The sequence below is a fragment of the Streptomyces sp. 2114.4 genome, from assembly GCF_900187385.1.
GTDB lineage: Bacteria > Actinomycetota > Actinomycetes > Streptomycetales > Streptomycetaceae > Streptomyces > Streptomyces mooreae.
Map to the genome: position 1 here is coordinate 4,723,584 of NZ_FYEY01000001.1, position 25,560 is coordinate 4,749,143.

General features: G+C 70.7%; 22 protein-coding genes, 1 tRNA gene and 1 pseudogene. 16 read left to right on the forward strand and 8 right to left on the reverse strand.

Translation table 11 applies throughout. The features are described 5' to 3' along the window. Positions 1-201 precede the first annotated feature (201 nt). Positions 202-951, reverse strand: a complete 750-nt coding sequence (locus CFW40_RS20820; RefSeq protein ID WP_088799312.1) for a hypothetical protein — start codon at positions 949-951, stop codon at positions 202-204. Between the two features lie 409 nt (positions 952-1,360). Between CFW40_RS20820 and CFW40_RS20825 the strand changes: the two genes are divergently transcribed. Beyond that, positions 1,361-1,609, forward strand: a complete 249-nt coding sequence (locus tag CFW40_RS20825) for an SCO4226 family nickel-binding protein (protein WP_088799313.1) — start codon at positions 1,361-1,363, stop codon at positions 1,607-1,609. 645 nt (positions 1,610-2,254) lie between these two features. On the opposite strand, the gene phoU is transcribed toward CFW40_RS20825, so the two are convergent. Then, the gene (gene phoU, locus CFW40_RS20830) at positions 2,255-2,932 is read right to left on the reverse strand and encodes a phosphate signaling complex protein PhoU (RefSeq protein WP_088799314.1); all 678 of its coding nucleotides are present in this window, start codon (positions 2,930-2,932) and stop codon (positions 2,255-2,257) included. Positions 2,933-3,470: 538 nt separating this feature from the next. Here phoU and CFW40_RS20835 point away from each other — a divergent pair. Continuing rightward, positions 3,471-4,739 carry a cell wall metabolism sensor histidine kinase WalK gene (locus CFW40_RS20835; protein WP_088799315.1) on the forward strand — a complete coding sequence of 423 codons (1,269 nt, stop codon included), beginning with the start codon at positions 3,471-3,473 and terminating at the stop codon, positions 4,737-4,739. Beyond that, complete coding sequence (locus CFW40_RS20840; RefSeq protein WP_086721180.1) at positions 4,736-5,416, forward strand: response regulator transcription factor; 681 nt, start codon at positions 4,736-4,738, stop codon at positions 5,414-5,416. Before CFW40_RS20835 ends, CFW40_RS20840 begins: the two co-directional genes overlap by 4 nt. Before the next feature lie 197 nt (positions 5,417-5,613). Here CFW40_RS20840 and CFW40_RS20845 read toward each other — a convergent pair whose 3' ends face one another. Continuing rightward, entirely contained in the window at positions 5,614-6,252 is a 639-nt protein-coding gene (locus CFW40_RS20845; protein ID WP_088799316.1) for a DUF461 domain-containing protein, read from the reverse strand. 885 nt (positions 6,253-7,137) lie between these two features. On the opposite strand from CFW40_RS20845, the gene CFW40_RS20855 reads away from it, so the two are divergent. The 7 genes from CFW40_RS20855 to CFW40_RS20885 all read left to right on the forward strand — a co-directional run bounded on the left by CFW40_RS20855 (position 7,138) and on the right by CFW40_RS20885 (position 14,304). After that, positions 7,138-7,620, forward strand: a complete 483-nt coding sequence (locus CFW40_RS20855) for a CarD family transcriptional regulator (RefSeq protein WP_003953493.1) — start codon at positions 7,138-7,140, stop codon at positions 7,618-7,620. A gap of 408 nt (positions 7,621-8,028) precedes the next feature. Beyond that, positions 8,029-8,775 (forward strand): 2-C-methyl-D-erythritol 4-phosphate cytidylyltransferase, encoded by a 747-nt coding sequence (gene ispD, locus CFW40_RS20860; protein ID WP_088799318.1) that lies wholly within the window; start codon positions 8,029-8,031, stop codon positions 8,773-8,775. Further along, entirely contained in the window at positions 8,768-9,313 is a 546-nt protein-coding gene (gene ispF / locus CFW40_RS20865; RefSeq protein ID WP_256331759.1) for a 2-C-methyl-D-erythritol 2,4-cyclodiphosphate synthase, read from the forward strand. Before ispD ends, ispF begins: the two co-directional genes overlap by 8 nt. A gap of 165 nt (positions 9,314-9,478) precedes the next feature. After that, on the forward strand, positions 9,479-9,883 hold the full coding sequence (locus CFW40_RS20870; protein WP_088799319.1) for a PPOX class F420-dependent oxidoreductase: 405 nt from the start codon (positions 9,479-9,481) through the stop codon (positions 9,881-9,883). A gap of 122 nt (positions 9,884-10,005) precedes the next feature. Next, a complete protein-coding gene (gene cysS, locus CFW40_RS20875; protein ID WP_088799320.1) occupies positions 10,006-11,400 on the forward strand; it encodes a cysteine--tRNA ligase in 1,395 nt (464 codons plus the stop codon). A gap of 128 nt (positions 11,401-11,528) precedes the next feature. Continuing rightward, positions 11,529-12,485 (forward strand): 23S rRNA (guanosine(2251)-2'-O)-methyltransferase RlmB, encoded by a 957-nt coding sequence (gene rlmB, locus CFW40_RS20880; protein ID WP_088799321.1) that lies wholly within the window; start codon positions 11,529-11,531, stop codon positions 12,483-12,485. Between the two features lie 178 nt (positions 12,486-12,663). Continuing rightward, on the forward strand, positions 12,664-14,304 hold the full coding sequence (locus tag CFW40_RS20885; protein ID WP_088799322.1) for a DoxX family protein: 1,641 nt from the start codon (positions 12,664-12,666) through the stop codon (positions 14,302-14,304). Between the two features lie 278 nt (positions 14,305-14,582). Here the strand turns inward: CFW40_RS20885 and CFW40_RS20890 are convergent, their stop codons facing one another. The 3 genes from CFW40_RS20890 to CFW40_RS20900 form a co-directional block, all read right to left on the reverse strand. After that, positions 14,583-15,311 carry a nucleotidyltransferase family protein gene (locus CFW40_RS20890; protein ID WP_088799323.1) on the reverse strand — a complete coding sequence of 243 codons (729 nt, stop codon included), beginning with the start codon at positions 15,309-15,311 and terminating at the stop codon, positions 14,583-14,585. 30 nt (positions 15,312-15,341) lie between these two features. Beyond that, positions 15,342-15,758 carry a hypothetical protein gene (locus CFW40_RS20895; RefSeq protein ID WP_088799324.1) on the reverse strand — a complete coding sequence of 139 codons (417 nt, stop codon included), beginning with the start codon at positions 15,756-15,758 and terminating at the stop codon, positions 15,342-15,344. 320 nt (positions 15,759-16,078) lie between these two features. Next, complete coding sequence (locus tag CFW40_RS20900) at positions 16,079-17,215, reverse strand: ABC transporter ATP-binding protein (protein ID WP_088799325.1); 1,137 nt, start codon at positions 17,213-17,215, stop codon at positions 16,079-16,081. 176 nt (positions 17,216-17,391) lie between these two features. On the opposite strand from CFW40_RS20900, the gene CFW40_RS20905 reads away from it, so the two are divergent. Then, positions 17,392-17,465 (forward strand) — tRNA-Thr (locus CFW40_RS20905). Positions 17,466-17,510: 45 nt separating this feature from the next. Here the strand turns inward: CFW40_RS20905 and xerC are convergent. Together xerC and CFW40_RS20915 are read right to left on the reverse strand one after the other, a co-directional pair. After that, positions 17,511-19,178, reverse strand: a complete 1,668-nt coding sequence (xerC, locus tag CFW40_RS20910) for a tyrosine recombinase XerC (protein ID WP_088799326.1) — start codon at positions 19,176-19,178, stop codon at positions 17,511-17,513. Beyond that, positions 19,175-19,864 (reverse strand): transcriptional regulator, encoded by a 690-nt coding sequence (locus CFW40_RS20915; protein WP_088799327.1) that lies wholly within the window; start codon positions 19,862-19,864, stop codon positions 19,175-19,177. Before CFW40_RS20915 ends, xerC begins: the two co-directional genes overlap by 4 nt. A 97-nt stretch (positions 19,865-19,961) precedes the next feature. Between CFW40_RS20915 and CFW40_RS20920 the strand changes: the two genes are divergently transcribed. The 5 genes and pseudogenes from CFW40_RS20920 (at position 19,962) to CFW40_RS20940 (ending at position 25,329) form a co-directional block, all read left to right on the forward strand. Next, positions 19,962-20,192, forward strand: coding sequence for a hypothetical protein (locus CFW40_RS20920; RefSeq protein WP_088799328.1), 231 nt, complete (start codon positions 19,962-19,964; stop codon positions 20,190-20,192). Between the two features lie 221 nt (positions 20,193-20,413). Continuing rightward, on the forward strand, positions 20,414-21,769 hold the full coding sequence (locus tag CFW40_RS20925) for a DUF3631 domain-containing protein (protein ID WP_371127280.1): 1,356 nt from the start codon (positions 20,414-20,416) through the stop codon (positions 21,767-21,769). A gap of 201 nt (positions 21,770-21,970) precedes the next feature. After that, positions 21,971-22,884, forward strand: a pseudogene (locus CFW40_RS20930) (DUF2637 domain-containing protein). 329 nt (positions 22,885-23,213) lie between these two features. Further along, a complete protein-coding gene (gene mobC / locus CFW40_RS20935; RefSeq protein WP_256331756.1) occupies positions 23,214-23,615 on the forward strand; it encodes a plasmid mobilization relaxosome protein MobC in 402 nt (133 codons plus the stop codon). 4 nt (positions 23,616-23,619) lie between these two features. Next, positions 23,620-25,329, forward strand: coding sequence for a relaxase/mobilization nuclease domain-containing protein (locus CFW40_RS20940; RefSeq protein WP_088799329.1), 1,710 nt, complete (start codon positions 23,620-23,622; stop codon positions 25,327-25,329). The last annotated feature ends 231 nt before the right edge of the window (positions 25,330-25,560 follow it).

The following is a 25,560-nucleotide window of genomic DNA, read 5'->3' on the forward strand; positions in this document are numbered from 1 at the left end:
GATGGCGACAGCACGGGCGAGGGCTCACGGCACGGGCAGACCGCCGGGCAAGGACGGTGCCGGCCGGCGGTCGCCGGGTCGGGCGCGGTGCATGGGCGTGGTCAACTCCTGAACGAAATCGCGCACGAGCTGTTCGGCATGCGCCGGCGAGCGGTGGTTCTCCCATGACCGCTCCCCGTCACCCGCTCGCCACGCCCCGTCTCACGCCGGCAATTCCCGGTCCCCCCGCCACGCCACATACGTCATCGCGGCGAGGCCGCCGTTCGCCAGGCCCTTGTAGGCCACCGTCCGGCTGGGGCCGAGTTCGTGGGCGAGCTGTCTGGACAGGCTTCCGCCCTCGTGGAACAGGCGCTGCCAGGTGTCGTCGTACTTGCCCTCCACCCGGTCGCGGATGTCGAGGTTCAGGGTGGTGTTGATTTCGTCCGCCCAGCCGTACAGGGCGGTGACGAGGCTGTCGGACAGGTTCAGGGCGGCGGTCGGGTCATCGGGGAAGAAGTCCCCGAATCCTTCGGAGCGCAGCGGGCCGTATTGGAACTCGCCCTCGACGATGAGGTCCAGCGGGTGCGGAGGCGTGCCGTGGCTGTCGCGCTCCCAGTGCAGGCGTTCGCAGCCCCAGCACACCCATTTCGACGCCCGGTGGCGCTCGTCCCAGTAGCGCACGGCCCACGACGGCCCGAGGTGCGAGGCCAGTCGCCGAGCCGCCACCAAGCCCTGCTTGACGTGCTTGTGCAGGGCCGGGCGGGAGGGGAAACCGGCCGGTGGACGGGAGAGTGACCATGAGCGCAGCGCGTGAGTCAGGTCTTCCGGCAGGTCCAGGGAGGGGGCGTCCAGCGGGACGTTGCCGGTAAAGGACTCGATGTCCTCGTACGTGCCGCGCTCGTACGGCTCGTACAGGGGGGAGGGCTCGGAGCGGGCCTGGACGAGGAGGTAGCGCGGTCCTTCGAGAGGCATGTGGATCTCCGCGATCGTGTCGGGAGGCGGCCCGTAGATGTGGATGGCGCTCGAAGCAGGGCGCCGGGCCCCACCCTGGGGAGAGGAACCGTCCTGACGGGAGGGCCCACCCGGCGGGGAGGGCTTCGGCCCCGCCTCGCGGGCCGAGTTGCCCGGCGCATCGGAAGCTTACGGGCCGGCGATGGGGCCCGATGAGTGCTTTCGCCCAACGGCCGGGGCAGGGAAGTCCGGCCGTACGAGTCCCCTCTGGCCGGGCCGGGCCGGGCCGAGCTGGGCCGGGCGCGGTCGCGCCACGGGAGGTGAGCCGCTGAGGCCGGGGCGAGGACCGCGGCGTCCGGATGCAGCATGGAGGGAGGGGCGCGGGGAGCGCCGGGGGTATTGATCGTCCGCGACCGGAAGGATGAGCCCGATGCCCAAATTCATGGACGTTCATCACGGTATGAAGGGTCTCGGCCCCGAGGACATCAAGGCGGCGCACCAGGCCGATCTCGCCATTCAGAGCGAGGAAGGCGTGACCTTCGAGCACGCCTGGGCCGACACCGAGTCCGGCGATGTCTTCTGTCTGTCGGACGCGCCGTCTGCGGGGGCCGTGCAGCGCATTCACGAGCGGGCCGGCCACAAGGCCGACGAGATCCATCCGCTGTCGGTCTCCCTCTGACCCACCGCTGCCCGGCCACGGGACGGCCAAGTTCCTGACCGGCCACGGGACGGCCAAGTTCCTGACCGGCCACGGGACGGCCAAGTTCCTGACCGGCCACGGGACGGCCAAGTTCCTGACCGGCCACGGGACGGCCAAGTTCCTGACCGGCCGCTGAGGGACCGACCGGTCAGCAACGGCCCCGGCCGGAAGAGCATCCAGCCGGGGCCGCGATGGCGCTGTGTCGCAGTGGCGCCATGCCGTGCAGGGTGGCTAGCAGCCGCCGCCGCACTGGCACGGGCCGCCCGACTGACAGCCGCAGCTGCAGCCGGAGCCACAGCCGCAGGCGCCGAGCAGCGGGAGCAGTGGACGCCCGACGGCTGTCGGGGCGTCCTGGAGCGCGGGGTTGGGGGAGTCCGCCATGGGTGCCATGCATTGCCTCCTAGGGGTCACCTGGTGCCCATTGCAAGCCCGGGTGCCGAGGCGCGTCAACGGCGCGTGGGGGCACACGTCAACGGCGCACGACGGCTCACGGGCCGGACCCGTGCCCTCCTCGCGCTGCCGTGATCAGCTGCACGACAGCCGCAGGAGTAGCCGGGGCCACGCCTCGCACCCTCGCCGCGGCCACGCCTCCCGCCGCCGCGGTAACACCTCCCGCCTCCGCGATTACGCGCCTTCCACCGTCGTCGGCGGGGCGATCTCGTCGGCGTGCTCGCCGGTCACGAGGTAGACGACCCGCTTGGCGACGGAGACCGCGTGGTCCGCGAAGCGCTCGTAGTAGCGGCCCAGCAGCGTCACGTCCACGGCCGTCTCGATGCCGTGCTTCCAGCGGTCGTCCATCAGGTGCTGGAAGAGGGTGCGGTGCAGCATGTCCATCGCGTCGTCGTCCTGCTCCAGCTGCAGCGCGAGGTCGACGTCCTTGGTGATGATGACCTCGGCGGCCTTGGCCATCAGGCGCTGCGCCAGCTGCCCCATCTCCAGGATGGTGGCGTGCAGATCCTGCGGCACGGCTGACTGCGGGAAGCGCAGCCGGGCCAGCTTGGCCACGTGCTGGGCCAGGTCGCCGGAGCGCTCCAGGTCGGCGCTCATCCGCAGCGAGGTGACGACGATCCGCAGGTCGGTGGCGACCGGCTGCTGCCGCGCCAGCAGGGCGATCGCGCGGGCCTCCAGATCGCGCTGGAGGTCGTCGACCTTCTCGTCGGCGGCGATGACGTTCTCGGCCAGCTTGAGGTCCGCGTCGAGTATCGCCGTGGTGGCGCGCCCGATCGCGGAGCCGACGAGCCGGGCCATCTCGACCAGGCCCTCGCCGATCGAATCCAGCTCCTCGTGGTACGCGTCCCGCATCTGTGACCTTCTCTCGCATCGATGTGGTGGTGTGGCGTGGTGGGAGGTGGAACGGGGTGCAGGGTGACCTGTGCCCACGCTCTCACGGTCGGTGCCCGCGCGGCCCGTGCCCGGCGGGGCGGTGCTCCACGGTGCCGGCCCCCGCCGCGGTGCCGGTGCTCCGGAGGGCCGTGGCCCCGCGGTCGCTCAGGGTGTCCGGCCGCGTGCCGGTTCACCCCCGGTGGCACCCGCACCGTCACCCTGCGGGCACCGCGCGACCTGCGGTGCCACCGGGGGTGAACCGGCGCCGACGTGAAGGTGAACTCTGGGCGACGCATCCACGGCCCCGGGGGCCAGGGCGCGGTTCACCTGGCCGAGCGCCGGAGCGGCAGGGCGCTCGCGCCGGTCCCCCTAGGGACATCCGCCGGGCAGCCGCCCGCCTCGCACCGGCCTCCGGAGTGAACCAGCGCGGACCGCAGGGTGAACTCTGGGCGACGGCTGTTCGAGCAGAGCCCCGCAAGGCTGGGGAAGTGTCCGACCCGGCGCATAACCTGGAGTCATGAACGTGGACGCGGCCGTCGCCGCAGTGGCTGCGATCGCCGGGCTCTGTACCGGTGTCTTCGCCATGCTGGCGTTCCGCTGGAGCGAGCGCGACCAGGCCAAACCCACCCGTACCTCCCTGCACACCGAAGCCGTGCTGCCACCCGGGGTCGACACCGTCCTGTCGGTGCTCCGCTCCTCGGCCGTGGTCCTCGACGAGGCCGACGCCGTCGTCAAGGCCAGCTCCGCCGCCTACGCCCTCGGGCTGGTCCGGGGCGGCAAGCTCGCCGTCGAGCCGATGATGGCGATGGCCCGCGACACCCGCAGGGACGGCGAGATACGCCAGGTCGAGCTGGATCTGCCGCGCCGCGGCACCGGCCGCGGCGAAGCGCTCGCGGTCTCCGCCAGAGTCGCCCCGCTCGGCTCCCGGCTCGTCCTGCTGCTGGTCGAGGACCTCACGGAGGCCCGCCGGATAGAGGCGGTCCGCCGCGACTTCGTGGCCAACGTCAGCCATGAGCTCAAGACCCCGGTCGGCGCCCTGTCGCTGCTCTCCGAGGCCGTGATGGACGCCAGCGACGACCCCGAGGCCGTCGAGCGCTTCGCAGGCCGGATGCAGAACGAGGCGACCCGCCTGACCAACCTCGTCCAGGAGCTCATCGACCTCTCGCGGGTGCAGAACGACAACCCGCTGGAGGACGCCGAGCCGGTCCGGGTGGACGAGCTGGTCGCCGAGGCGATGGACCGCTGCCGCCAGCAGGCCGGCGCGAAGCAGATCACGATGGCCGTCGGCGGCGCCGCGGAACTGCACGTATGGGGAAACCGCGGCCAGCTCGCCGCGGCCCTGGGCAATCTCGTCGAGAACGCCGTCAACTACTCCCCGGCGCGCACCCGCGTCGGGATCGCCGGGCGCCGGGTCTCCGCGCCCGGCGGCGACCTGATCGAGATCGCGGTGACCGACCAGGGCATCGGGATATCCGAAAAGGACCGTGACCGCGTCTTCGAGCGGTTCTACCGTGTCGACCCGGCGCGCTCGCGCGCCACCGGCGGGACCGGCCTCGGCCTCGCCATCGTCAAGCATGTGGCCGCCTCGCACGGCGGGGAGGTCACGGTGTGGAGCGCTGAGGGACAGGGCTCCACCTTCACCCTGCGTCTCCCGGAAGCCGGAGCCGTGCGCGACCGCGAACGGCCCGCCGACCCCTCCGCGGAGGGCCTCGACGACGAGGACCGCCCGTACGAGACCTTCAACGATCCGCTCCCTGCTCATCCAGCCCCGGAGGTCCTTCCGTGACCCGAGTGCTTGTCGTCGAGGACGAGGAATCGTTCAGCGACGCACTGTCGTACATGCTCCGCAAGGAGGGTTTCGAGGTCGCCATCGCGGCTACGGGCCCCGACGGACTCGACGAGTTCGAGCGCAACGGCGCCGACCTCGTCCTCCTCGACCTGATGCTGCCGGGCCTGCCCGGCACCGAGGTCTGCCGCCAGCTGCGTGGCCGCTCCAATGTGCCGGTCATCATGGTGACCGCCAAGGACAGCGAGATCGACAAGGTCGTCGGTCTGGAGATAGGGGCCGACGACTACGTCACCAAGCCCTTCTCCTCCCGCGAACTGGTCGCCCGCATCCGCGCGGTGATGCGCCGCCGCGGCGAGCCGGAGGAGGTCACCCCGCAGGCCCTGGAGGCCGGCCCGGTCCGGATGGACGTGGACCGCCATGTCGTCACGGTCTCCGGCGGCAAGGTCGACCTGCCTCTGAAGGAGTTCGACCTCCTGGAGATGCTGCTGCGCAACGCCGGGCGCGTGCTGACCCGGATGCAGCTCATCGACCGGGTCTGGGGCGCCGACTACGTGGGCGACACCAAGACCCTGGACGTACACGTCAAGCGACTGCGCGCCAAGATCGAACCCGACCCGGGCGCGCCACGCTACCTCGTCACGGTCCGCGGCCTGGGCTACAAGTTCGAGCCGTAAAACTCCGGGCCGTACGAGCACGAGCCGCACAGCGCACGAGCCGTACGAGCATGAGCCGCACAGAGCAGCGGCCGGGCGCGCAGCGGGCGCTCACCGGCCGCCGCGCCCGCGCGCTCTGCCCGAGTACGCCTCAGGGGCGCCCCTCCGGATCGGACGGGCGCCCCTGAGGCGTTGTGTGACGCGTCGCGCGGGCGGTCTCAGTGACCGCTGTGCGCCGACGACGAGGGGGAGCCGGACGGGGAGGCCGCACCGGACGGCTTGCCCGACTGCGACGGCTTGGCGGAGCCGGACGGAGAAGCCGAGCCGGACGGCTGCGGCAGCTGCGAGGGACCGTAGCCCTCGAAGAAGTTCTTCGCGGGGACGACGTAGGAGCTGGCCTTCACCTTGCCGAGCGAGGTGAAGGTGAAGGTCAGGGGCTGCACGTTCCCGTCCTTGACGGCGTCGCGGCCGCTGGCCAGGACGGCCGAGGCGTTGTCCTTGCCGCCGATCACCACGGAGCCCCCGGCCGGCACGGTGATCGGGCCCGAGCCGCCGCCGGCCGGCGAGAGCTTGGCCGACTGGCCGGTGCCGTCGACCGAGATCCCGGTCAGCTTCTGGTCCTTGTCGCCGTTGTTGAACACCGTCGCGGCCACCACGGCCGGGCCCTTGGCGTTCACATCGGGCTGGGTGATCACGTTGATGTTCTGGATCTTGATGCCGTCGACGGAGGTCGCGGCGTTGTCCGGCTTGACCTGCAGCGTCTGGGCTTCGTTCCCGGCCCCGCAGGCGGACAGCGTGGCGATCGAGAGCGAAAGGACGGTGGCGGCGAGGACGCCGCGTCGAAGGCTGCGGCTCACGGCGGCGGCATCTCCTTGACGAGCTACGGCGGCCGAACGTTCGTGCCCGGTCGCGGATGGGCGGCTGGGGCGGCCCTGCGTACGCGTCATGACGACGGGTGCGTTAAGCCGCCCTAAGGGTGTGTCAGCGCCGCTAGGTTACCGAGCCGTCCTCGCGCCGCCGCACCCGACCCGCCCCCAGCGCGCTCGACGGCCCGCCACCGCCGTCCGGGCCCGGTTTTCCGGCCCCCGAAGCGGATGCCGCCACGGAAACCTGACGGTGGATCAAGAGGCGGTGGTGCAAGCTCCGCCGGGCAGCGGCCGGGAGAACCCGCCGGACAACACGCCCGGCCGCACCCCGGACTGCGACTGTGAACACCCACTGCGATCACCCACTGTGATCACCCACTGCGATCACCCGCCGAGATCCCCCGAGATCGTTCTCAAGAACCGGGATCGCCCTCCGGAACGGGGAAGGGATATTCGGCAAGCGGCCGTTCGGGTGGAGGCCCGTGCGTTTCTCGCCGGGGAAAAGCAGTATTCGCAGGGAATGTGAAGGCCTCGCGGAATTGATCACCCTCTTCGGGATGCCGGATCGTGATCAATTCAGGAATCGTCCGCGAAGGACCGGGAGCAGCCGAACGGAGTAGCGGAACTCGCTCATCTGGATCTACACGAAGCGGGACATTCCGCCTGTCGATCTCCGCGCTCCCGGTATGTGACGGGCGGGTTTCCGCTCACCCGTGCAGCCCCTCCGACCTGCGAATACCCGCCTTCCGGGACCCTTTGCAGCACGTTCCGGTCGTGGTTGTCAAGCCCCGAGATATGCCCTGACCTGCGAAAACGCCATTCAGAACGGTCCGTTCCCGTGTTAGCATGGATAGCCACGGAAGGGGTACCTGTCACATGACGTTCAAGGTTGGCGACACCGTGGTCTATCCCCATCACGGGGCCGCGCTGATCGAGGCCATCGAAACTCGCCAGATCAAAGGCGTGGACAAGACCTACTTGGTGCTGAAGGTCGCCCAGGGCGACTTGACTGTTCGTGTTCCAGCGGACAATGCGGAGTTCGTCGGCGTACGCGACGTGGTTGGCCAGGACGGGCTGGACCGGGTCTTCGAGGTGCTTCGCGCACCGTATGCCGAGGAGCCGACGAACTGGTCCCGTCGCTACAAGGCAAACCTCGAGAAGCTCGCCTCCGGTGACGTCATCAAGGTCGCCGAAGTGGTGCGTGACCTGTGGCGGCGTGAGCGAGAGCGCGGACTGTCCGCCGGTGAGAAGAGGATGCTCGCGAAGGCGCGCCAGATTCTGGTGAGCGAGCTCGCCCTCGCGGAGAACACCAACGAGGACAAGGCCGAGGCCCTGCTCGACGAGGTACTCGCGTCCTGACGACGTATGCGTCGGCGAGATCCGGCGCAGCGACGACGTAGCAATGCCGCGGTGCCCGAGTGACGACCGTTTCCCAGTGAGGCGGCCTGTTGCCGGGCGCTGCGGCATATCTGCTGCTGTATCGGTCACGAGCTGCTGTGTCATGAGCCTCATGAACCGGGTCATGAGCTGTGTGACCTTGACATATGAGGTTGTGACCTGCGGGGACCGGCAACTGCTGGCCCTGCGGTGTGTGCCGGGCCCGGGCAGTTGCCTCGACCGGTGTCACGGAAGGGGCCGGTCAAGGCGTCGCGCCCGGCACGTCCCCAGCCTCCGGCCGGGGCTACCCCCAGGGCCATACCCACCTCTCCCGAGGAAACAAACCTGTCTGCGTCAATTCCGGGCTCGCCCCGGACTCCGGAGCCATCGATGCCAGATTCCTCCCGTCCGATCCGCACCGCCGTGGTGATCCCCGCCGCCGGCCGTGGTGTCCGGCTCGGTCCCGGCACCCCCAAGGCGCTGCGCGCGCTGGGCGGCACCCCCATGCTGGTGCACGCCGTCCGTGCGATGGCCGCCTCACGTGCCGTCTCGCTCATCGTGGTGGTCGCCCCGCCCGACGGAGCCGCCGAGGTCAGCCACCTGCTCCACGAGCACCCGCTCGCCGAGCGCACCGACCTCCAGGTGGTTCCCGGCGGCGGAACCCGCCAGGAGTCCGTCCAGCTCGGGCTGGCCGCGCTTCCGGACACCATCGACGTCGTGCTGGTGCATGACGCCGCGCGCCCGCTGGTCCCGGTCGAGACCGTCGACGCGGTGATCGCCGCCGTACGCGACGGTGCGCCCGCCGTCGTCCCGGCGCTGCCGCTCGCCGACACCGTCAAGCAGGTCGACCCGCAGCCGCAGGGCGCCCCGGAGCCGGTGGTCGGCACCCCGGAGCGGGCCCTGCTGCGCGCCGTGCAGACCCCGCAGGGCTTCGACCTGGCGACCCTGCGCAAGGCCCATGACACCGTCGTCGAGGGCGAGGGCGCCACCGATGACGCCGGGCTGGTCGAACGGCTCGGGTCGCCGGTCGTGGTCGTCCCGGGGCACGAGGAAGCGTTCAAGGTGACCCGGCCGCTGGACCTGGTCCTGGCCGAGGCCGTACTCGCCCGCAGGAGGGCCACCGATGGCTATGTCTGAGCAGACCGGACCCGAGTCCGCCGGGGCCGCCGCGGCCGGCGGCGCGCCCGTAGCCGTCCCCCTCGTCGGCATCGGCACGGATGTGCACGCCTTCGAGCAGGGCCGCGAGCTGTGGTGCGCCGGACTGCTCTGGGACGAGAAGGAGAGCGGCGGCTACGGCCTGGCCGGGCACAGTGACGGCGATGTCGCCGCACACGCCGCCTGCGACGCGCTGTTCTCGGCGGCCGGCGTCGGCGATCTGGGGGCGCACTTCGGCACCGGCCGCCCCGAATGGTCCGGGGCCTCCGGGGTGACGCTGCTCGCCGAGGCCGCCCGGATCGTCCGGGCCGAGGGCTTCACCATCGGCAATGTCGCGGTGCAGGTCATCGGCGTCCGCCCGAAGGTCGGCAAGCGGCGGGAAGAGGCCCAGAAGGCGCTGTCGGCGGCCGTCGGCGCGCCGGTCGCGGTCTCCGGCACGACCTCGGACGGGCTGGGGCTGACCGGCCGCGCCGAGGGCCTGGCCGCGATCGCCACGGCGATCGTCTTCCGTACGGCCTGAACCGGCGGGCGCGTCACCGGCGGGCGCGTCCGCCCTTGCGTGTGCGGCGCCTGCGTGCGGCGCCCGGCATCCCCCGTATGGCGTGGGAATGCCGGGCGCCGCACGGGTGTTGAGGGGAGGATCGGAGTATCCGTGTCCCCGGAAGGCCCGCAGGAAGGACCGCTCGTGACTGCCACCCTGTCCGACGACCTCAAGCAGCTCCTCGACACTCCGGTCTTCGTGACCGTGGCGACCATCCAGCCCGACGGCAGCCCCCAGGTCTCCCCGGTCTGGGTGAAGCGGGACGGCGGCGACCTGCTGATCTCGACGACCGTCGGCCGGCGCAAGGAGGCCAACCTCCGCCGCGATCCGCGGGTCACGGTCGTCGTCCAGCCCTTCGACGCCCCGTACACCTACGCCGAGGTCCGCGGCGCCGCCTCCCTCACCACCGAGGGCGGGCAGGAACTGATCGACGAGCTGTCGCGGAAGTACACCGGCAAGCCGTACGCCGAGTTCAACCCGGAGGCGGGCAAGGACGCCGAGCGGGTGGTCGTCCGGATCACGCCGCGTAAGGTGGTCGGCAGTATCTGACGGGCTCGCCGCCCGCGCCGGAGGCGGCGACACGTCCGGCGAACCGGACGCCGATGACGGATACGTCACCCTGTGGCCCAATGGGTCGCGGGGCACTGCCTCGTTCCGACTACCCTGGTTCCGTGACGATTCGCCTGTACGACACCAGCGCCCGGCAGATTCGCGATTTCACCCCGCTCACGCCGGGCTGTGTCTCGATCTACCTGTGTGGTGCGACCGTGCAGGCCGCCCCGCACATCGGGCACATCAGGTCGGGACTGAACTTCGACATCATGCGCCGCTGGTTCGAGCACCGCGGCTACGACGTGACGTTCGTGCGCAATGTCACGGACATCGACGACAAGATCATCAACAAGTCGGCCGAACAGGGCCGCCCGTGGTGGTCCGTGGGCTATGAGAACGAGGTCGCCTTCAATACGGCGTACGACGCTCTCGGCTGCCTGCGCCCGACCTACGAGCCGCGTGCCACCGGCCACATCCCCGAGATGATCGAGATGATGCGCGGCCTGATCGAGCGCGGTCACGCCTACGCCGCCGACGGCAACGTCTACTTCGACGTCAGGTCCTTCCCGGACTATCTCCGGCTGTCCAACCAGGAGTTGGACAACCTCCTCCAGCCGTCCGGCGAGGGGGAGACCGGCAAGCGGGACCCGCGCGACTTCGCCATGTGGAAGGCGGCGAAGGAGGGCGAGCCCAGCTGGGAGACCCCGTGGGGCCGCGGCCGGCCCGGCTGGCACCTGGAGTGCTCGGCGATGGCCCACAAGTACCTGGGCACCGCCTTCGACATCCACGGCGGCGGCATCGACCTGATCTTCCCGCACCACGAGAACGAGATCGCCCAGGCCAAGGCCTTCGGCGACGACTTCGCCGCGTACTGGACCCACAACGCGTGGGTGACCATGAGCGGCGAGAAGATGTCCAAGTCGCTGGGCAACTCCCTGCTGGTCTCGGAGATGATCAAGCGCTGGCGCCCGATCGTGCTGCGCTACTACCTGGGCACCCCGCACTACCGCTCGATGATCGAGTACAGCGAGGACGCGCTGCGCGAGGCCGAGGCGGCGTTCGCCCGTATCGAAGGGTTCATCCAGCGGGTCGTCGAGAAGGCCGGGGTCGTCGAGCCCGCGGCCGAGGTCCCGCCGGCCTTCGCCGAGGCGATGGACGACGACCTGGGCGTCCCGCAGGCGCTGGCGATCGTGCACACCACCGTCCGCCAGGGCAATTCCGCACTGACCGCCGACGACAAGGAAGCCGCGGTGGCCCGGCTGGCCGAGCTGCGGGCGATGCTCGGGGTGCTCGGTCTGGACCCGCTCGACGAGCGCTGGTCCGGCGGCGGCACCGACCACGGAGAAGACCTCCACGGCGTCGTGGACTCCCTGGTCCGCCTCGTCCTCGAACAGCGCCAGGCCGCCCGCTCCCGCAAGGACTACGCCACCGCCGACGCCATCCGCGACCAGCTCCAGCAGTCCGGACTCGCCATCGAGGACACCCCCTCGGGCCCGCGCTGGTCGCTGTCCTGACCCCGGTCCCGCACCCCGCCGGCCACCCGGATTCGCCTCGCACGGTGGCCGCGGGCGACACTCAATCCATACGTACGTACCCACTCCACGTCGCGAGACGTCGAGAGCAGTGAAGAAACAGGTGACCCATGGCCGGCAACAGCCAGCGCAGGAACCGCCGCACGTCCAACAAGAAGGGCGCGCAGGTCGGCAGCGGCGGCAAGCGGCGCCGGGGCCTGGAGGGCAAGGGCCCGACCCCGCCCGCCTCCGCGCGCAAGGGACACGTCAAGAACCGCGTCGCCAACGCCCAGGCGAAGCAGGCCGCATCGCGCCGCCCGGCTCCGCGCCGCGGTGGTGCCAAGGGCACCGCCGAGCTGGTCGTCGGCCGTAACCCGGTCTTCGAGGCGCTGCGCGACGGCGTGCCCGCGACCACCCTCTACGTCCAGCAGTTCATCGACACCGACGAGCGGGTGCGCGCCGCACTCCAGCTCGCCTCGGAGCGCGGCGACATCAACCTGATGGAGGCGCCGCGCCCCGAGCTGGACCGGATGACCAACGGCCTCAACCACCAGGGCATGGTCCTGCAGGTCCCGCCGTACGACTACGCCCACCCCGAGGACCTGGCCGCGGCCGCCTTCGACGACGGTGACGACCCGCTGATCGTCGCGCTCGACGGCGTCACCGACCCGCGCAACCTCGGCGCCGTGGTGCGCTCCGTGTGTGCCTTCGGCGGCCATGGCGTGGTCGTGCCGGAGCGCCGGGCGGCCGGGATGACGGCCGGCGCGTGGAAGACCTCGGCGGGCACCGCGGCCCGTACGCCGGTCGCGCGCGCCACCAACCTGACCCGGACCCTGGAGTCGTACCAGAAGGCCGGTCTGACGGTCGTCGGGCTGGCCGCGGACGGCGAGCTGGAGCTGCAGGACGTCGAGGCGCTGGACGGCCCGGTCGTCATCGTGGTCGGCAGCGAGGGCAAGGGCCTGTCGCGGCTGGTCGGCGAGACCTGTGACGTACGGGTGCGGATCCCGATGCCGGGCGGCGCGGAGTCGCTGAACGCCGGTGTCGCGGCCGGTGTCGTCCTGTGGGAAGCGGCGCGCCGCCGCGGCTGAGTCCCCGGGTGCCCCGGGGCCGGTGCGTACCTGTGCCACACCCCGGGGCACGACCTGACCCTCCGTGCCGCCTCCCGTGTCCCGCAGGGCGTCTGCGCCGTCTCCCCTGATCCTTTGACGGGTCTCGGACAGATCGACCCGGTCAAGGCAGTGTCTTAACCGGGGGTCACTCGGTTAGATGAGCGTGGACACCAGAACACCCCGCACACCTACGGGGGGACGCTCGCCGGGCTTCGATGACGAGCCGGGCCTGAGCTCGGTCAAGGTGCCGTGCGATCCCGCGCAGGTCATCGTCAACCACGCCAGCTTCCGCGTACAGCTCGCCGCGCCCGCGGCGCGCGGCGCCCTGGCCGACGCCGCGCACATCCCCGCCCTCCGCGGCCCGGCCGCCGGCGCCAGACGCCGGGCGCCCGTGGTGTGGAGCGGCCGCACCGAACCGGGCGGCACGGCCGGCGCCACCACCCAACTCCTGCACGCGGTGCGCGACGCGGGCGTCGGCCTCGACGGCGGCCAGGGCGAGGACGTCGGCACGACCCAGGTCCTGCCCCGGGTCCGCCTCGGCGACGCCGCCCCCGCCACGACCGTGATCGGCCAGCGCGGCCCCGCCGACTCCGACCGCACCCCGCTGCTGCGCGGCGTACGCCCCGTCGGCAGCGCGTACGGCGACACCTACCAGGACCACCCCTACCGCAGCCCCTACGGCGACCGCGGCCCCACCGACGACGGGTACGACGACGACCCGTTCCAGGCACCGGACGGCTACGACCCCGGCGCCAAGCGGCGCGGCACCGACAGCGTGCGGCACGCGTACTACCCGGGCCGCCGGATGAACCTCGGCGTCGTCCTGCTGCCGCTGCGCATCTTCCTCGGCCTGATCTCTGTCTACGCCGGCATGGGCAAGCTCTGCGACCCCGTCTACTTCGACGGCGGTGAGCGGGGCTCGATGGTCAAGTGGCTGCTGTCGCTCGACCCCTGGGCGCTGGCCGTGCCGCTGCGCGACTTCGCCGTCTCGCACCCCGTCGGCGCCGGTCTGACCGTCGCCTTCCTCCAGGTCGTCGTCGGCGTCCTGACGATCTGCGGACTGTGGCAGCGGGTCGCCGCGTCCATCGGCGCGCTGCTCTCCGCGGTGCTGCTGATGACCGTCAGCTGGCGCACCCTCCCCGCCTACGACGCCCCCGACATCATCTACCTCGCCGCCTGGAGCCCGCTGATCATCGCGGGTGCGCCCGTCTACTCCATGGACGGGCGGCTGGCCGGCGAGGCCTGGCGGCGTCTCGGCCCCCGCGTCGAGGTGGCCGACCTGCGGCGCCGGGTGCTGCGCCGCGGCGCGGTGATGACGGCGGTGGTGGCCGGACTGACCCTGCTGATCGGCTCGCTGCTCGGCGGCGCCGTACGCTCCGCGACGGTCGCGACCGTCCCGCGGCCCGGCGAGCCCGCCATCAACAACCTCCCCGGCTCCCCGCTGCCCCGCCCGGACAAGCACACCGCCCGGCCCGGCCAGCGCCACAAGGGCAGCGCCGCACCGCGCCCCGGCACCCCCTCGGCAAACGCCTCGCACAAGGCCCGTAAGCCCGGCACCCCGTCCGCGTCGACCTCCGGCACGGGACGGTCGGCGGGCAGCGGCAGCGGCCTCTCCCAGCAGCCGGGAGCGACCACCAGCGCACCCCAGCAGACCGTGCCGACCCGCGAGCCGGTACCGACCCATGTGCCGACCTCGGCGGGCGGCACCGGCGGCGGCACCACCGGCACCGGAAGCACCGGTTCCAGCGGCTCCGGCGGCGACTCCGGGGGAGGGAGCCTCGGCGGGCTTCTGGGCTGACGGGGGTCTTTGCGCCTGTTGCCCGTTCCTGTACCCGTCCCCGATCGTCCCGCTTTCCGTACGGTTCGGATCCACCGGCCGTGACGGGGAGGGGAGCGGTCGGGGACAGGTGCGTGTGGGGCGGGTGGAGAGCGGGGCGGGTGCGGAGAGCGCGGCGGGCGGCAGGGGAGGGAACGTGCCTGCCGGGGCTGCGTGCCTGCGGGGGCCTGAGGGGGCCTGAGGGGCCTGGGGAGGGAGCCGGCGCCCTGGGGCTGGTGGGGGCTGGTCGCCCCTCTTCCTCAACCTCCGTGCGCGCTCAGTTCCTTGGCGGCCTCGCTGAGGTCCTTGGCCGTGTCGATGGCACGCCAGTAGGCGCCCTGAGGGAGCGGGAAACCGGCGAGCCGGCGTTCGCGGGCGAGGCGCGGGAAGGTGGTGCGCTCATGGTCGCCGCGGTCGGGCAGGAGCCCCCTGAACGCGGCGGAGAAGACATAGACGCCGGCGTTGATGAGATACGGCGAGGGCGGCGACTCGATGAAGTCCAGGACGTGTCCGAACGCGTCGGTCTCCACGGCACCCCAGGGGATACGGGGACGGGCCAGCGCGAGGGTGGCCTCGGCATCGCGCTCGTGATGGAAGGCGGCCATCTCCCGGAGCGGGAAGCGGGTCCAGATGTCGCCGTTGGTGGCGTACCAGGGCTCGTCCGGGCGGGGGAGGGAGCCGGCGGCGTACTTCAGGCCGCCGCCGCGGCCCAGCGGCTCGGTCTCGACAACGGTCGTGACGCGCAACGGCAGTTGGGCCCGGTCCAGCCACTCCTGGAGTACCCCGGCCAGGTGCCCGCAGGAAACGACGGCGTCCGTGACGCCCTCCTCGGCCAGCCAGTTCAGCTGGTGGCCGATGATCGGGGTCCCGGTGCCGGGAATCTCGACCATCGGCTTGGGGCGGTCGTCGGTGTACGGGCGGAGACGTGCGCCCTGGCCGCCGGCCAGGACCACGGCCTGCGTGGGGTGAGGATGCCGGTCACCTGTCATGGATCGCACCCTATGCGGTGCGAGCAGGGGTCACTGGGCGGCGGCGACGCCGGTGGCGAAGGAGGTGTCGCAGACCGGGCGGGAGAAGGCCTGAGCGCGGTGTGCGGCCCCGTACTTGGCGACCGCGGCACGGCCGAGGTCACGGGCGATGGAGACGCAGTGCTTGGCCAGCGAGGGCCGCTTGGTGGTCGCCTCCTGGAGGTGGGTCAGGGCGACGCCCGGATCCTTCTCCTGGAGCTCGACCAGGAGCCGCTTGCGCAGGGCCTCCTGGGGGGCGAGCGGGCCGGCCTTGGTGGAGACCCTTCCGGACGATGCGGTCAGCACCTGGGAGTCGGTGGCCGTCGATGCCCACGGAACCCGGGTGACCGCGAGGGTTCCGGAGAGCACGAGGACGACGGGGAGGACGAGGGCGAGAGTTCTGCCGATGCGGCGGGCTGCGGAGTTCACGGTCGAGATGGTAGCGAGGAGTGATGATTTGGCGACATTTGGTCACCTGATCGAGGGATGCAATGGCTCGCCGGTGCGGTTTCGAAGTTGACGCACGGATACGAAAAGCACGGTTATGCCCCTATGGTGCCGAGTTGGCGTCATGCCTTCATGCCGTCATGGTGCCGAGTTGGCATCATGACGTCGCGGCGCCATGCCGCGGGGCACAACGCAGCGGCGGCGGTAGCGGGTACTGCGTACTACCCGCTACCGCCGCCGCTCTCACACATCACTCATCCCGTATCGGCCGGGTCGGAGCCGGCGCCGGCCCGGGGCACGTATCAGTCGGTCAGGCGCTCCCCGGACGACGTCGAGAAGACATGCGTCTCGCCCGGCCGCGGTACGACGTGCAGCCGGGTGCCCTTGTCCGGGACCTGGCGGCCGTTGACCCGTACGACGAGGTCCTTGACCTCGCCGCCGACCTCCGCGGTGCCGTACACGTAGCCGTCGGCGCCCAGCTCCTCGACGACATTGACCGTGACGGCCAGGCCGGCCGGCGCGTCGGCGGCCTCCTTGGAGAGCGACTTCGCGGCGGCGCCGTTCTGCTCGACGATCTCGAAGTGCTCGGGGCGCACACCCACGGTCACCGTCGTGTCGCCCTTGTCGGCGGCCGCGGTCAGCGCCTCACGGCTGACGGGAACGACGCTGTTGCCGAACTTCACACCGCCGTCCGTGATCGGCACCTCGACCAGATTCATGGCCGGCGACCCGATGAACCCCGCCACGAAGAGATTCGCCGGCCGGTCGTACATGTTCCGCGGCGAATCGATCTGCTGCAGCAGCCCGTCCTTGAGCACGGCCACCCGGTCGCCCATGGTCATGGCCTCGACCTGGTCGTGGGTGACGTACACCGTCGTGATCCCGAGCCGACGCTGCAGCCCCGCGATCTGCGTACGGGTCTGGACGCGGAGCTTGGCGTCCAGGTTGGACAGCGGCTCGTCCATGAGGAACACCTGCGGCTCCCGGACGATCGCCCGCCCCATCGCGACCCGCTGCCGCTGACCGCCGGACAGCGCCTTGGGCTTGCGCCCCAGGTATTCCGTGAGGTCCAGGATCTTGGCCGCGTCCTCGACCTTCTGCCGGATCTCGGCCTTCGGCACTCCGGCGATCTTGAGCGCGAAGCCCATGTTGTCGGCGACCGTCATGTGCGGGTAGAGCGCGTAGTTCTGGAACACCATGGCGATGTCCCGGTCCTTCGGCGGAAGGTGGGTGACATCGCGGTCCCCGATACGGATGGCGCCTCCGTCGACGTCCTCCAGCCCCGCGAGCATCCGCAGCGAGGTGGACTTGCCGCATCCAGAGGGGCCGACCAGGACAAGAAATTCGCCATCTTCGATGGCGATGTCCAGTTTGTCGACGGCGGGCTTGTCGGAACCCGGGTAGATACGGGTTGCCTGGTCATACGTGACCGTAGCCATGGTGAAAGTCCCTTCACCGGCAGGAACGTGCCGGACGATCCGAGTAAAAGGAGTGGTGTAGTCCACTGATATGGACTCTCCGTGACGCTACCCGCAGCCGCCCCCGGTGTCAGTAGCCCTGCACTCACCATTTTGGGAACGGCACCCGTCCCACCTGGGTACACTGCTTCACGCACGCCTCCTTAGCTCAGCTGGCCAGAGCACCGCTCTTGTAAAGCGAAGGTCGTCGGTTCGAATCCGACAGGGGGCTCTTGTTACGCCGCGCTGACCTGGGGTTTCTCCCCGGAGAGGCGCTCTATTCGGCCTCGGACTCCTCGTCCGGGGCCGTTTGCGTGCGCGGTGCGTGAGCGGACGGGGGAACAGAGCCCGGCTGGGGTGCGGATTCATCGGCACCGTCCGCCACGGCTTCGGCTCCGGATTTCTCGTCCGCTTCGAGGTCGGCCTCGGTCCCGGCGGCCTGATCCGTCCGGCGTGCGCGAGGGACGAGGCGGGCAGCGGCCTCGGCGATCGCCCGGTCGGTCTCCGGCAGCAGGCTCGTGTACGTGTCCGCCGTGATGGCGATCGAGGAGTGGCCGAGCATCTCCTGGATGTCCTTCAGGTCGGCCCCGGCCGCGTGGGCGAGGGTCGCCGCTCCGTGGCGCAGGTCGTGGAGTCGGATCGGCGGGAGGTCGATCTCCTCGTACAGCTCGATGAAGCGGCGGGTGACGTTGGCGGGGTGGAGCATCTCGCCGTTCTCCTTGGTGAAGACGCGTCCGGTTTCCACCCAGGCGCTGCCCCACCCCTCGCGGTCCTTCTCCTGATGGATGCGGTGCCGTTTGAGGGCTTGGACCGTGTCCGAGTCGAGCGCGATGGTCCGGGCGCCGGCGTCGGTCTTGGGATCGTCCTCGTACACCTCCCAGCCGTTCACGACGAGTTGCTTGGCGACGGTGATGCGGCCGTCGTCGAGGTGTGTGTCGGTCCACCGCTGCCCGCACGCCTCACCTCGCCGCAGCCCGCGAAAGGCGACCAGGTGCCACAGTGCGTACAGGCGGTCCTCCGCGACGTGGTCGAGGAAGAGGCCGGTGTGCTGTGGTGTCCAGACCATCACGGGCGAGGGCTTCTCGCCGGTGCGCTTCCAGTGGAGGATCCGTTCTTCGGTCCACACCAGCGCCTTGGGGCGCTTGCCCGCCTCCAACTCGACGTGGGTAGCCGGGTTGAAGGTGATCAACTGCTGGGCGATCGCAGCGTTCAGCGCGGCCCGCAGGGTGGAGCGGATGCGCTGGCGCGTGGCTGGAGTGACTACGCGGCGGAAGGGGGCCATCTCAGCGATGGCGGCCTTCAGCACCTTGCGGCGGGCGCGATGTTCGCGCCCCTTCCAGGGGATCTGGGCAAGGTCCTCAATTGCCTTGCGGCGGGCCGCATTTCCCTCGGCAATCTCGACGTTGGCCTCGGCGATTGCCTCGAACATCTCCGAGAGGTGGCTGACGCGGAGACGGTCCAGCCGCAGGTGCCCGATCCGCGGTTTGAGGTGGAGGCGGATGTTGCCCTCATCGCGGCTGATGGCACTCTGCCGCCCCTTCTTGCCGGCCAGCCACATGTCCAGCCAGTCGCCGACGGTGAGGCGGCTGGTCAGGTCCAGGCCGTGGCTGAGGCGTCGCCGGGTCTCTTCGACGTTGGGCAGTGGGGCCTTCTCGTCGGCCACCTTCTCCAACAGTTCGGCGATCTGTGCCAGCCCCTCGGGATCGTCGGCATCGGCGAGCCCGAGGAGCGCGCGTATGTGGTCGAGGTCGGCCTGGGCGGCCTTCAGGGTCTCGTAGCCGGCGCGGCTGAAGGAGTGGCGGGTGCCGTCTTCGCGGGGCGTGAGTTCCTGGCGTATGGAGTACGAGCCGTGCTTCCGGTTGGAGAGCTTGGGGCATTTCTTGCCGAGCGGTTTGCCGGTGTGCGGGTCGCGGCAGTAGCAGCGGCGGTGGGTGGAGCCCTTCAAAGGCTGTCCTCCTCGGCGGTGTTGGGCTGGGATCCCGGCGGATCGATTTCGGCGAGTTCTGGTGGCAGGTAGGGGAGGAGTCCGCGGTCGCGCCGGATGAAGGAGCGGGCTACGCGGAGGCGCTGCTTGGCCGCGTCGATTCGCTCGATGCAGGCGGCCTGATCGCGGAGGGCCTCGGCCCGCTCTGCGGCGTTGCGCGCCGTCTCGACGGCGTATCGCGCGTATCGCTCGCTGGCCATCGCGGAGCGGGCCTCGCCGAGGGCCTCGATGTGTTCGCGCTGGTAGCGGAGCATGTCGTGGTCGGCCAGATAGCCGCTGTCCTGAGCGGTGAACCAGCGCATGGCCTCCCACGGGGCAATCCGATCCTCGTAGGGGAGGCGCTGGATCTCGGCGACGTATCCGATCGGGTAGATCAGGCAGATCGGGTTCGTGTGCAGCGCCTGGGCCAGGACCATGACGTCGACCAGAGGCAGGGTGGCGCGGCGGCCGGATTCCATGTTGGCGATGACGTTGCGGGGGATCGGGTGACCGAGGTCCGCGCAAGCGTCGGCCAGGTCCTGGGCGCTCATCCGTAGCTCCTTTCTGCGTCGGCGGACTTCGGCGGCCACGGTGGCCATCACGTGGTCGGTCCACTCGGGAACGTCGTCCTCGTCGTCGTATCCAGCATCGGCATTGCGTTGTGTCATGAGGACACATTAGCTCGGTCATTCTGGTAGGTGTGCGCCTGGAGCCGGACGTGATGGTCGCGTTCGCCGAGGGCTCAGTCATGGATGGAGTGTGTGTATGCGTGAGAACGGACCCGTTGGCGGGACGAAGGGGATGAGCCGGGATGACCTTCTGGCCCTCCCTGCTGCCGTTGACCTGGAGACAGGAAACCGGGCACTCGGGTTGGGGCGGAGTAAGGGCTACGCGTTGGCGAAGCGGGGCGAGTACCCGTGCCGGGTGCTGCGGCTGGGTAACGCCTACCGCGTGGTGACGGCGGACCTGCTGGAGCTGCTGGGCCTGGCGGCGTGAGAGCGGGGCACCGTAGCAGTCGCTTCTGCGCTGAGCTGACACAGAAACGCTGGACTGTGCCAGGGCGTGGACGTACTGTCCTTGGTCCCGCGCCGCGGTCGAGTAGCCGCGACACGTGGAGGGGCCCCCGGCGGGGCAACGCCGGAGGCCCGAGCAACACCCCTACGTGGCCTTGTGAGAACCAACCCGGCGGCAAGGGCGGGCAAGCCCGAAGCCGCCAGATGAGGAGCTGCCCTGTGCAACCTACGACACCCGACGCACATTCCCAGACCGAGACCGGCAAGGCGAAGTGGCCGGCGGTCGCGATCCCTGGGAAGCCGGGTGCCCACCTGGCCGGTGAGCAAGCCGGAGAGGGAGGCGAGCCGCGATCGGGAGATGGTGCGGCGCAGCGGCCGTCCGTACCCGAGCCTCGGACGGCGAGTGCTGGCGTGCTCATCGGCCCTCTGCGCGAGGGCGAGCAGGTGCTGGCCGAACTTCGTGCACAGATCGCGCGGTATGTGGTGATGCCGAGTGAGGAGGCGCTCACGGCGGTGACGTTGTGGGTCGCGGCTACGCATCTGCAGCGTGCGTGGCAGCACGCGCCGCGCCTGGCGATCGTCGCGCCGGAGAAGCGGTGCGGGAAGTCGCGGCTGCTGGACGTGATCACTGAGACGGTGCACAACCCTCTGATCACAGTCAACGCCAGCCCGGCGGCGATCTTCCGGTCGGTCGACGACGATGACCCGATCACGCTCCTGGTCGACGAGGCCGACACCCTCTTCGGCACCACCAAGGCGGCGGAGAAGAACGAGGAGGTGCGCGGCCTGATCAACGCGGGCCACCAGCGCAACCGCCCGACGCTGCGGGTGGTCGGGCCAGAGCACAAGCCGACGAAGTTCTCCACCTTCGCCATGGCAGCGCTTGCCGGGATCGGCGACCTGCCGGACACGGTCATGGACAGGTCGGTGGTCATCCGCATGCGCCGCCGGGCGGGGAAGGAGAAGGTGGCGCACTTCCGCACCGTCCGCGACACTCCGGCCCTGCACGCGATACGCGACCGTCTCGCCGCGTGGCTGAAGCCGCTGTTCCGGCAGGCGATGGACATGGAGCCGGCCATGCCGGTGGAGGACCGCGCGGCGGACACCTGGGAGCCTCTGGTGACCATCGCCGACCTCGCCGGCGGCGAGTGGCCTGCGCTGGCCCGCACCGCCTGCCGCGTCATGACCGACTACGAGGCCGGGCAGGACGAACAGGGCGGTCTGCGCACGCGCCTGCTGGTCGGTATCCGCCGGGCCTTCGCCGCCGAGAACGACCCGCCGGCAATGCGCACGAAGCGCCTGCTGGAGCACCTCAACGCGGACAAGGAAGCGCCGTGGGCGGACTACGGCCCAGACGGCTTGACCCCGCGCGGCCTTCAGGAGCGGCTGAAGCCCTACGGCCTCCACTCGTCCAACCGCCGCTTCCCCGACGGCACCCAGGCCAGGGGCTTCACCCGCAACCAGTTCCTCGACACCTGGGCGCGCTACTGCCCCGAGCCGACGCCTTCGGCCGGGCCCGCCCAACAGGCCGCCGAGCCGCTCCCCGACACCGGAGCCTGACCCGCCACGACTCGTACCACCCGTCCCCGCGCAGGTCAGCGCGGGGACGGGTGCCCGGCCCGCAACGGGTCGAGTCGACATCACGCCGCCACTCGTACCTGCTCTGACCAGGCATGCAACGAGTGGTACGAGTCACCACACCTCACGGCGCCCACCCCCGCGCCGGTGGCCGCCGCTCAATCCCACCCGGAGTGCCTCCGCTTGACTTCCCGCACCCTCACCAAACCCACCCGGATATCGATATCGGGCACCGATGCGATCCGCCTCGGCATCGCCCTGCTCGCCGCATTCGCCTTCGCTCTCTCCTACGACGCCCTGCGGCAGATGGCCGTCGCCGTCCACATCCGCGGACTGCTCACCTACGCCTTCCCCCTCGTGATCGACGGGTTCATCGCCATCGGCGTCGGCGCCCTGCTCATGCTCCGTACCGCCCCGACACGCTCCCGCGCGTACGTGTGGGCGCTGGTCGGTGTGGCCACCGTGACGAGCATCTGGGCCAACGCCCTGCATGCCGTCCGCCTCAACCAGCAGGCCCGCCACGACGACGGCCTACAACTCGACGACCTCACCGTCGGCGCCCTGTCCGCCATCGCTCCACTCGCCCTGGCCGGCGCCGTCCACCTCTACATCGTCATCCGCCGCCAGCCCGCTCCCAGCCCCCACGAGCCGGGCACCACCAAGAGCCACAACCCCGTCGGGCACAGCCACAACAGCACCGACAGCGCCAAGCCCACTGTCCCCGTGGGCACCGCTCACGATGCACCGGAGCCAATCGCAGCCGACGTGGCTCACGGCCCCGGCGACGTGGCTCGGAGTTCTGCCGACGTGGCTTCGGACACCCCAGACATGGCCGAGGACCCTCAGCCGTCCACCGAACCGCAGGACCACGAAGCCAGCGAGATCTCCCCCGAACGGCTCGCCATCGCGCGTACCGCACCACTGGGGCGCCAAGGCCGAGCCTCGCGCCGCCACATCGAAGACACGTTCCGCAGCCAGGACCTGACCATCGGCAGGAAGGAGGCGGACAGGCTGAAGGCCATCTTCAGGCCGAACTCGACGAAGCCGCCTCCCAGCGGCAGGCGGAACTCGACGCAGCCCCCGTCGCCGCTGCCTGACCCCCGCGATCACGCCGATCGCCCCACCCTTCCCGCTCACCCCGTGTTCCCGTGCAGAGAGCGCGGGGACACGGGCACCGCCTACAGCGGGGCACCCGACACCAGCACCCACGGAGAACCGCTCCATGCACCACCAGCACCACGAACCCCCCATCCCCCAGCCGGAGATGACCACCACCCCCATCTCACACGCAGCAAGTTGTCGGGTAAGGAGTCCTTACCCGGCCTCCGCCCCGGGGGAGGCGGAGGCATCCGGCGCCGAGGAGGCACCGGAGTCGGCCGGCCCAGGGGAGCCGACCGAGGAAGGGGTCGTCGAGCCGTCGTCGAACGTGCCGCCCAAGCCCGCGCCGCGTCGTCGACTGCGTGACAAGCAGCTGCGCGAGCACCGCATCTCTCCCCGCTACAACGACGACGAACTCGCCCTCGTGAAGAACGCCGCCGACCTCAGCCGCATGAACCCTGGCGGCTACGTCGCAGAGTGCTCGCTCGCCGCCGCCCGCGCTGACGACCCCACCGCCGCAGTCGCCGACTACCGCGCCATGGTGAAGACGCTGATGGCTGCCAACCGGCAGCTCGGCGGCATCGGCAACAACCTCAACCAGCTCACCTGGCACCTCAACAAGGACGGCGCCTGGCCCCACCCCGACACCGTCCAACGGCTCCTGGACCGGGTCGAGGCGTCCATCGCCGAGTTGGACACCGCCGTCGCCCGGGTCACAGAGGCACGGTGAGCCGGTGATACCGAAGATCATCCTCGGTACGGGCCCAGACGCCACGCGCCGCACCATCCGCTACCTCTTCGGCGAAGGCCGGGCCAACGAGCACACCGACCCGCACCTGGTGGCGTCCTGGAACGACTTCGCTCCGGACCCCGGCCGCAGCCCCCACCGCGACCCGAAGGAAGTAGAGGCCCAGCTCGCCGCACAACTCAACCAGCCCGTGAAGATGCTGGGTGACAAGGCGCCCAAGTACACCGTGTGGCACTGCCCCGTCCGTGCCGCCCCCGAAGACCCGATCCTCACCGATGCCCAATGGGCGGACATCGCCCGCCGGATCGTGGCCGCCGCCGGCCTCGCCCCCGACGGAGACGAAGAAGCCTGCCGCTGGGTCGCCGTCCGCCACGCCGACGACCACATCCACATCGCCGCCACCCTCGTACGCCAAGACGGCAAACGCCCCAAACGCAACCACGACCAGCGCGCCGTCCAGCGCGAAGCCCGCAAGATCGAAGTCGACTACGGGCTCAGGCGACTCAAGCCGGGCGACGGCACCGCCGCCAAGCGCCCTACCAGCAAGGAACACTTCAAGGCCAAGCGCCTGGGCCAGGACGCCGCCACCCGCGACGTCCTGCGCATGCGAGTGCGCCGCGCCGTCGCCGCCGCGGCGGACGAGGCCGAGTTCTTCGCCCTGCTGGAGGCCACAGACGTGACCGTGCGCCTCAAGCTCGGTCCCTCCGGCGACGCACTCGGCTGCAACTTCGCCCTGCCCGGCGACACCAACGACAAGGGCGAGCCGGTCTTCTACGCGGGCTCCACCCTCGCCCCCGACCTGTCCCTGCCCAAGATCCGCGAACGCCTCGCCACCACCAGCCCCAAACCGGCCACCGTCCCACCGGGTAACCCGTGGCACCAGGCCACCGCCGCCACCGAACGCATCCCCAGCCACCTGATCGGCAGCAACGACGCGGTGGCCCAAGGCCAGCTGGAAGCGCTAGGCGGAGCACTGGACCTGCTGCCGGCCACCGCACCTGCCACGGTGAAGGCCGACCTCGAACGGGCCGCCGCCGTCTTCGAGCGCGCCACCCGCTCCCGCATCACCGGTGACCGCGACAGCGCCCGCGTCCTACGCCGCAGCATCCAGACGATCTGGCGCGACCGGCCCCAGGACAGGGACGGCGCCGGGTTCGCCATGCTCCTGGACACCATGCTCACCGCGGTCGCCTACGCGATGCACTGGCACCGCACTCGCCAACACGCCCAGCAGGAAGCCGCAGCCCAGCAAGCCCTCCTCCACCTACACGCCGCATACGCACAGACCGCCGAACCGGTCCTGGCCGGCCTCACGCAACGCACCCCCAGCCTCCAAAGCAAGGGGCGCTTCGCCCACTACCTCCAAGAGGCAGTACCCGAGCACGCCGAGCGCATCCTCAACGACCCCGCCTGGGACGCACTCGCCACCGTCCTCGCCGAGGCAGAAAGCGCCGGACACAACGCCGCCACCGTCCTCGACCAAGCAGTAGGCCAACGCACCCTGGACGACGCCCGCAACCCCGCCCGCGCACTGACATGGCGCGTCCGCCGCCTCGGCGAACGACACGCCCCCAGCCCACTGGCACAAGCCGCCAACGCCCGCAGCAGCCGTGCGACGCAGCTACGGCCCACTCCGCCACAGCCTCACGCTGCGGCCAACGGAGCCACGCCCACGCGTCATCGTCCGCGTCGCTGAACACGTCGGCTTCTGCGGCCGGAGGTCGGCAGCCATGAAGCAGTAGACGTCCACGCTGACAGGGCTCCATCGGTTGGGGCCCTGTCAGCAGTTCACAGCCTGATTCGAGCATGCCCACCCACCAAAACTGGCTGAATCAAGTCCCCATAGGCGTGCGGGCTTGAACGCCTCCGACAGCACTGTCAGTCCCTCCCTGTAGGTTGGATGGAGAGTGGAGATAGACCGTCAAGG

Excerpts from the sequence above, each read along its gene's own strand:
- CFW40_RS20820 (WP_088799312.1), bottom strand. The coding sequence starts at position 951 with ATGCCTCTCGAAGGACCGCGCTACCTCCTCGTCCAGGCCCGCTCCGAG.
- CFW40_RS20825 (WP_088799313.1), top strand. The coding sequence starts at position 1,361 with ATGCCCAAATTCATGGACGTTCATCACGGTATGAAGGGTCTCGGCCCC.
- phoU (WP_088799314.1), bottom strand. The coding sequence starts at position 2,932 with ATGCGGGACGCGTACCACGAGGAGCTGGATTCGATCGGCGAGGGCCTG.
- CFW40_RS20835 (WP_088799315.1), top strand. The coding sequence starts at position 3,471 with ATGAACGTGGACGCGGCCGTCGCCGCAGTGGCTGCGATCGCCGGGCTC.
- CFW40_RS20855 (WP_003953493.1), top strand. The coding sequence starts at position 7,138 with ATGACGTTCAAGGTTGGCGACACCGTGGTCTATCCCCATCACGGGGCC.
- ispD (WP_088799318.1), top strand. The coding sequence starts at position 8,029 with ATGCCAGATTCCTCCCGTCCGATCCGCACCGCCGTGGTGATCCCCGCC.
- ispF (WP_256331759.1), top strand. The coding sequence starts at position 8,768 with ATGTCTGAGCAGACCGGACCCGAGTCCGCCGGGGCCGCCGCGGCCGGC.
- rlmB (WP_088799321.1), top strand. The coding sequence starts at position 11,529 with ATGGCCGGCAACAGCCAGCGCAGGAACCGCCGCACGTCCAACAAGAAG.
- CFW40_RS20885 (WP_088799322.1), top strand. The coding sequence starts at position 12,664 with ATGAGCGTGGACACCAGAACACCCCGCACACCTACGGGGGGACGCTCG.
- CFW40_RS20890 (WP_088799323.1), bottom strand. The coding sequence starts at position 15,311 with ATGACAGGTGACCGGCATCCTCACCCCACGCAGGCCGTGGTCCTGGCC.
- CFW40_RS20900 (WP_088799325.1), bottom strand. The coding sequence starts at position 17,215 with ATGGCTACGGTCACGTATGACCAGGCAACCCGTATCTACCCGGGTTCC.
- CFW40_RS20915 (WP_088799327.1), bottom strand. The coding sequence starts at position 19,864 with ATGACACAACGCAATGCCGATGCTGGATACGACGACGAGGACGACGTT.
- CFW40_RS20920 (WP_088799328.1), top strand. The coding sequence starts at position 19,962 with ATGCGTGAGAACGGACCCGTTGGCGGGACGAAGGGGATGAGCCGGGAT.
- CFW40_RS20925 (WP_371127280.1), top strand. The coding sequence starts at position 20,414 with ATGAGGAGCTGCCCTGTGCAACCTACGACACCCGACGCACATTCCCAG.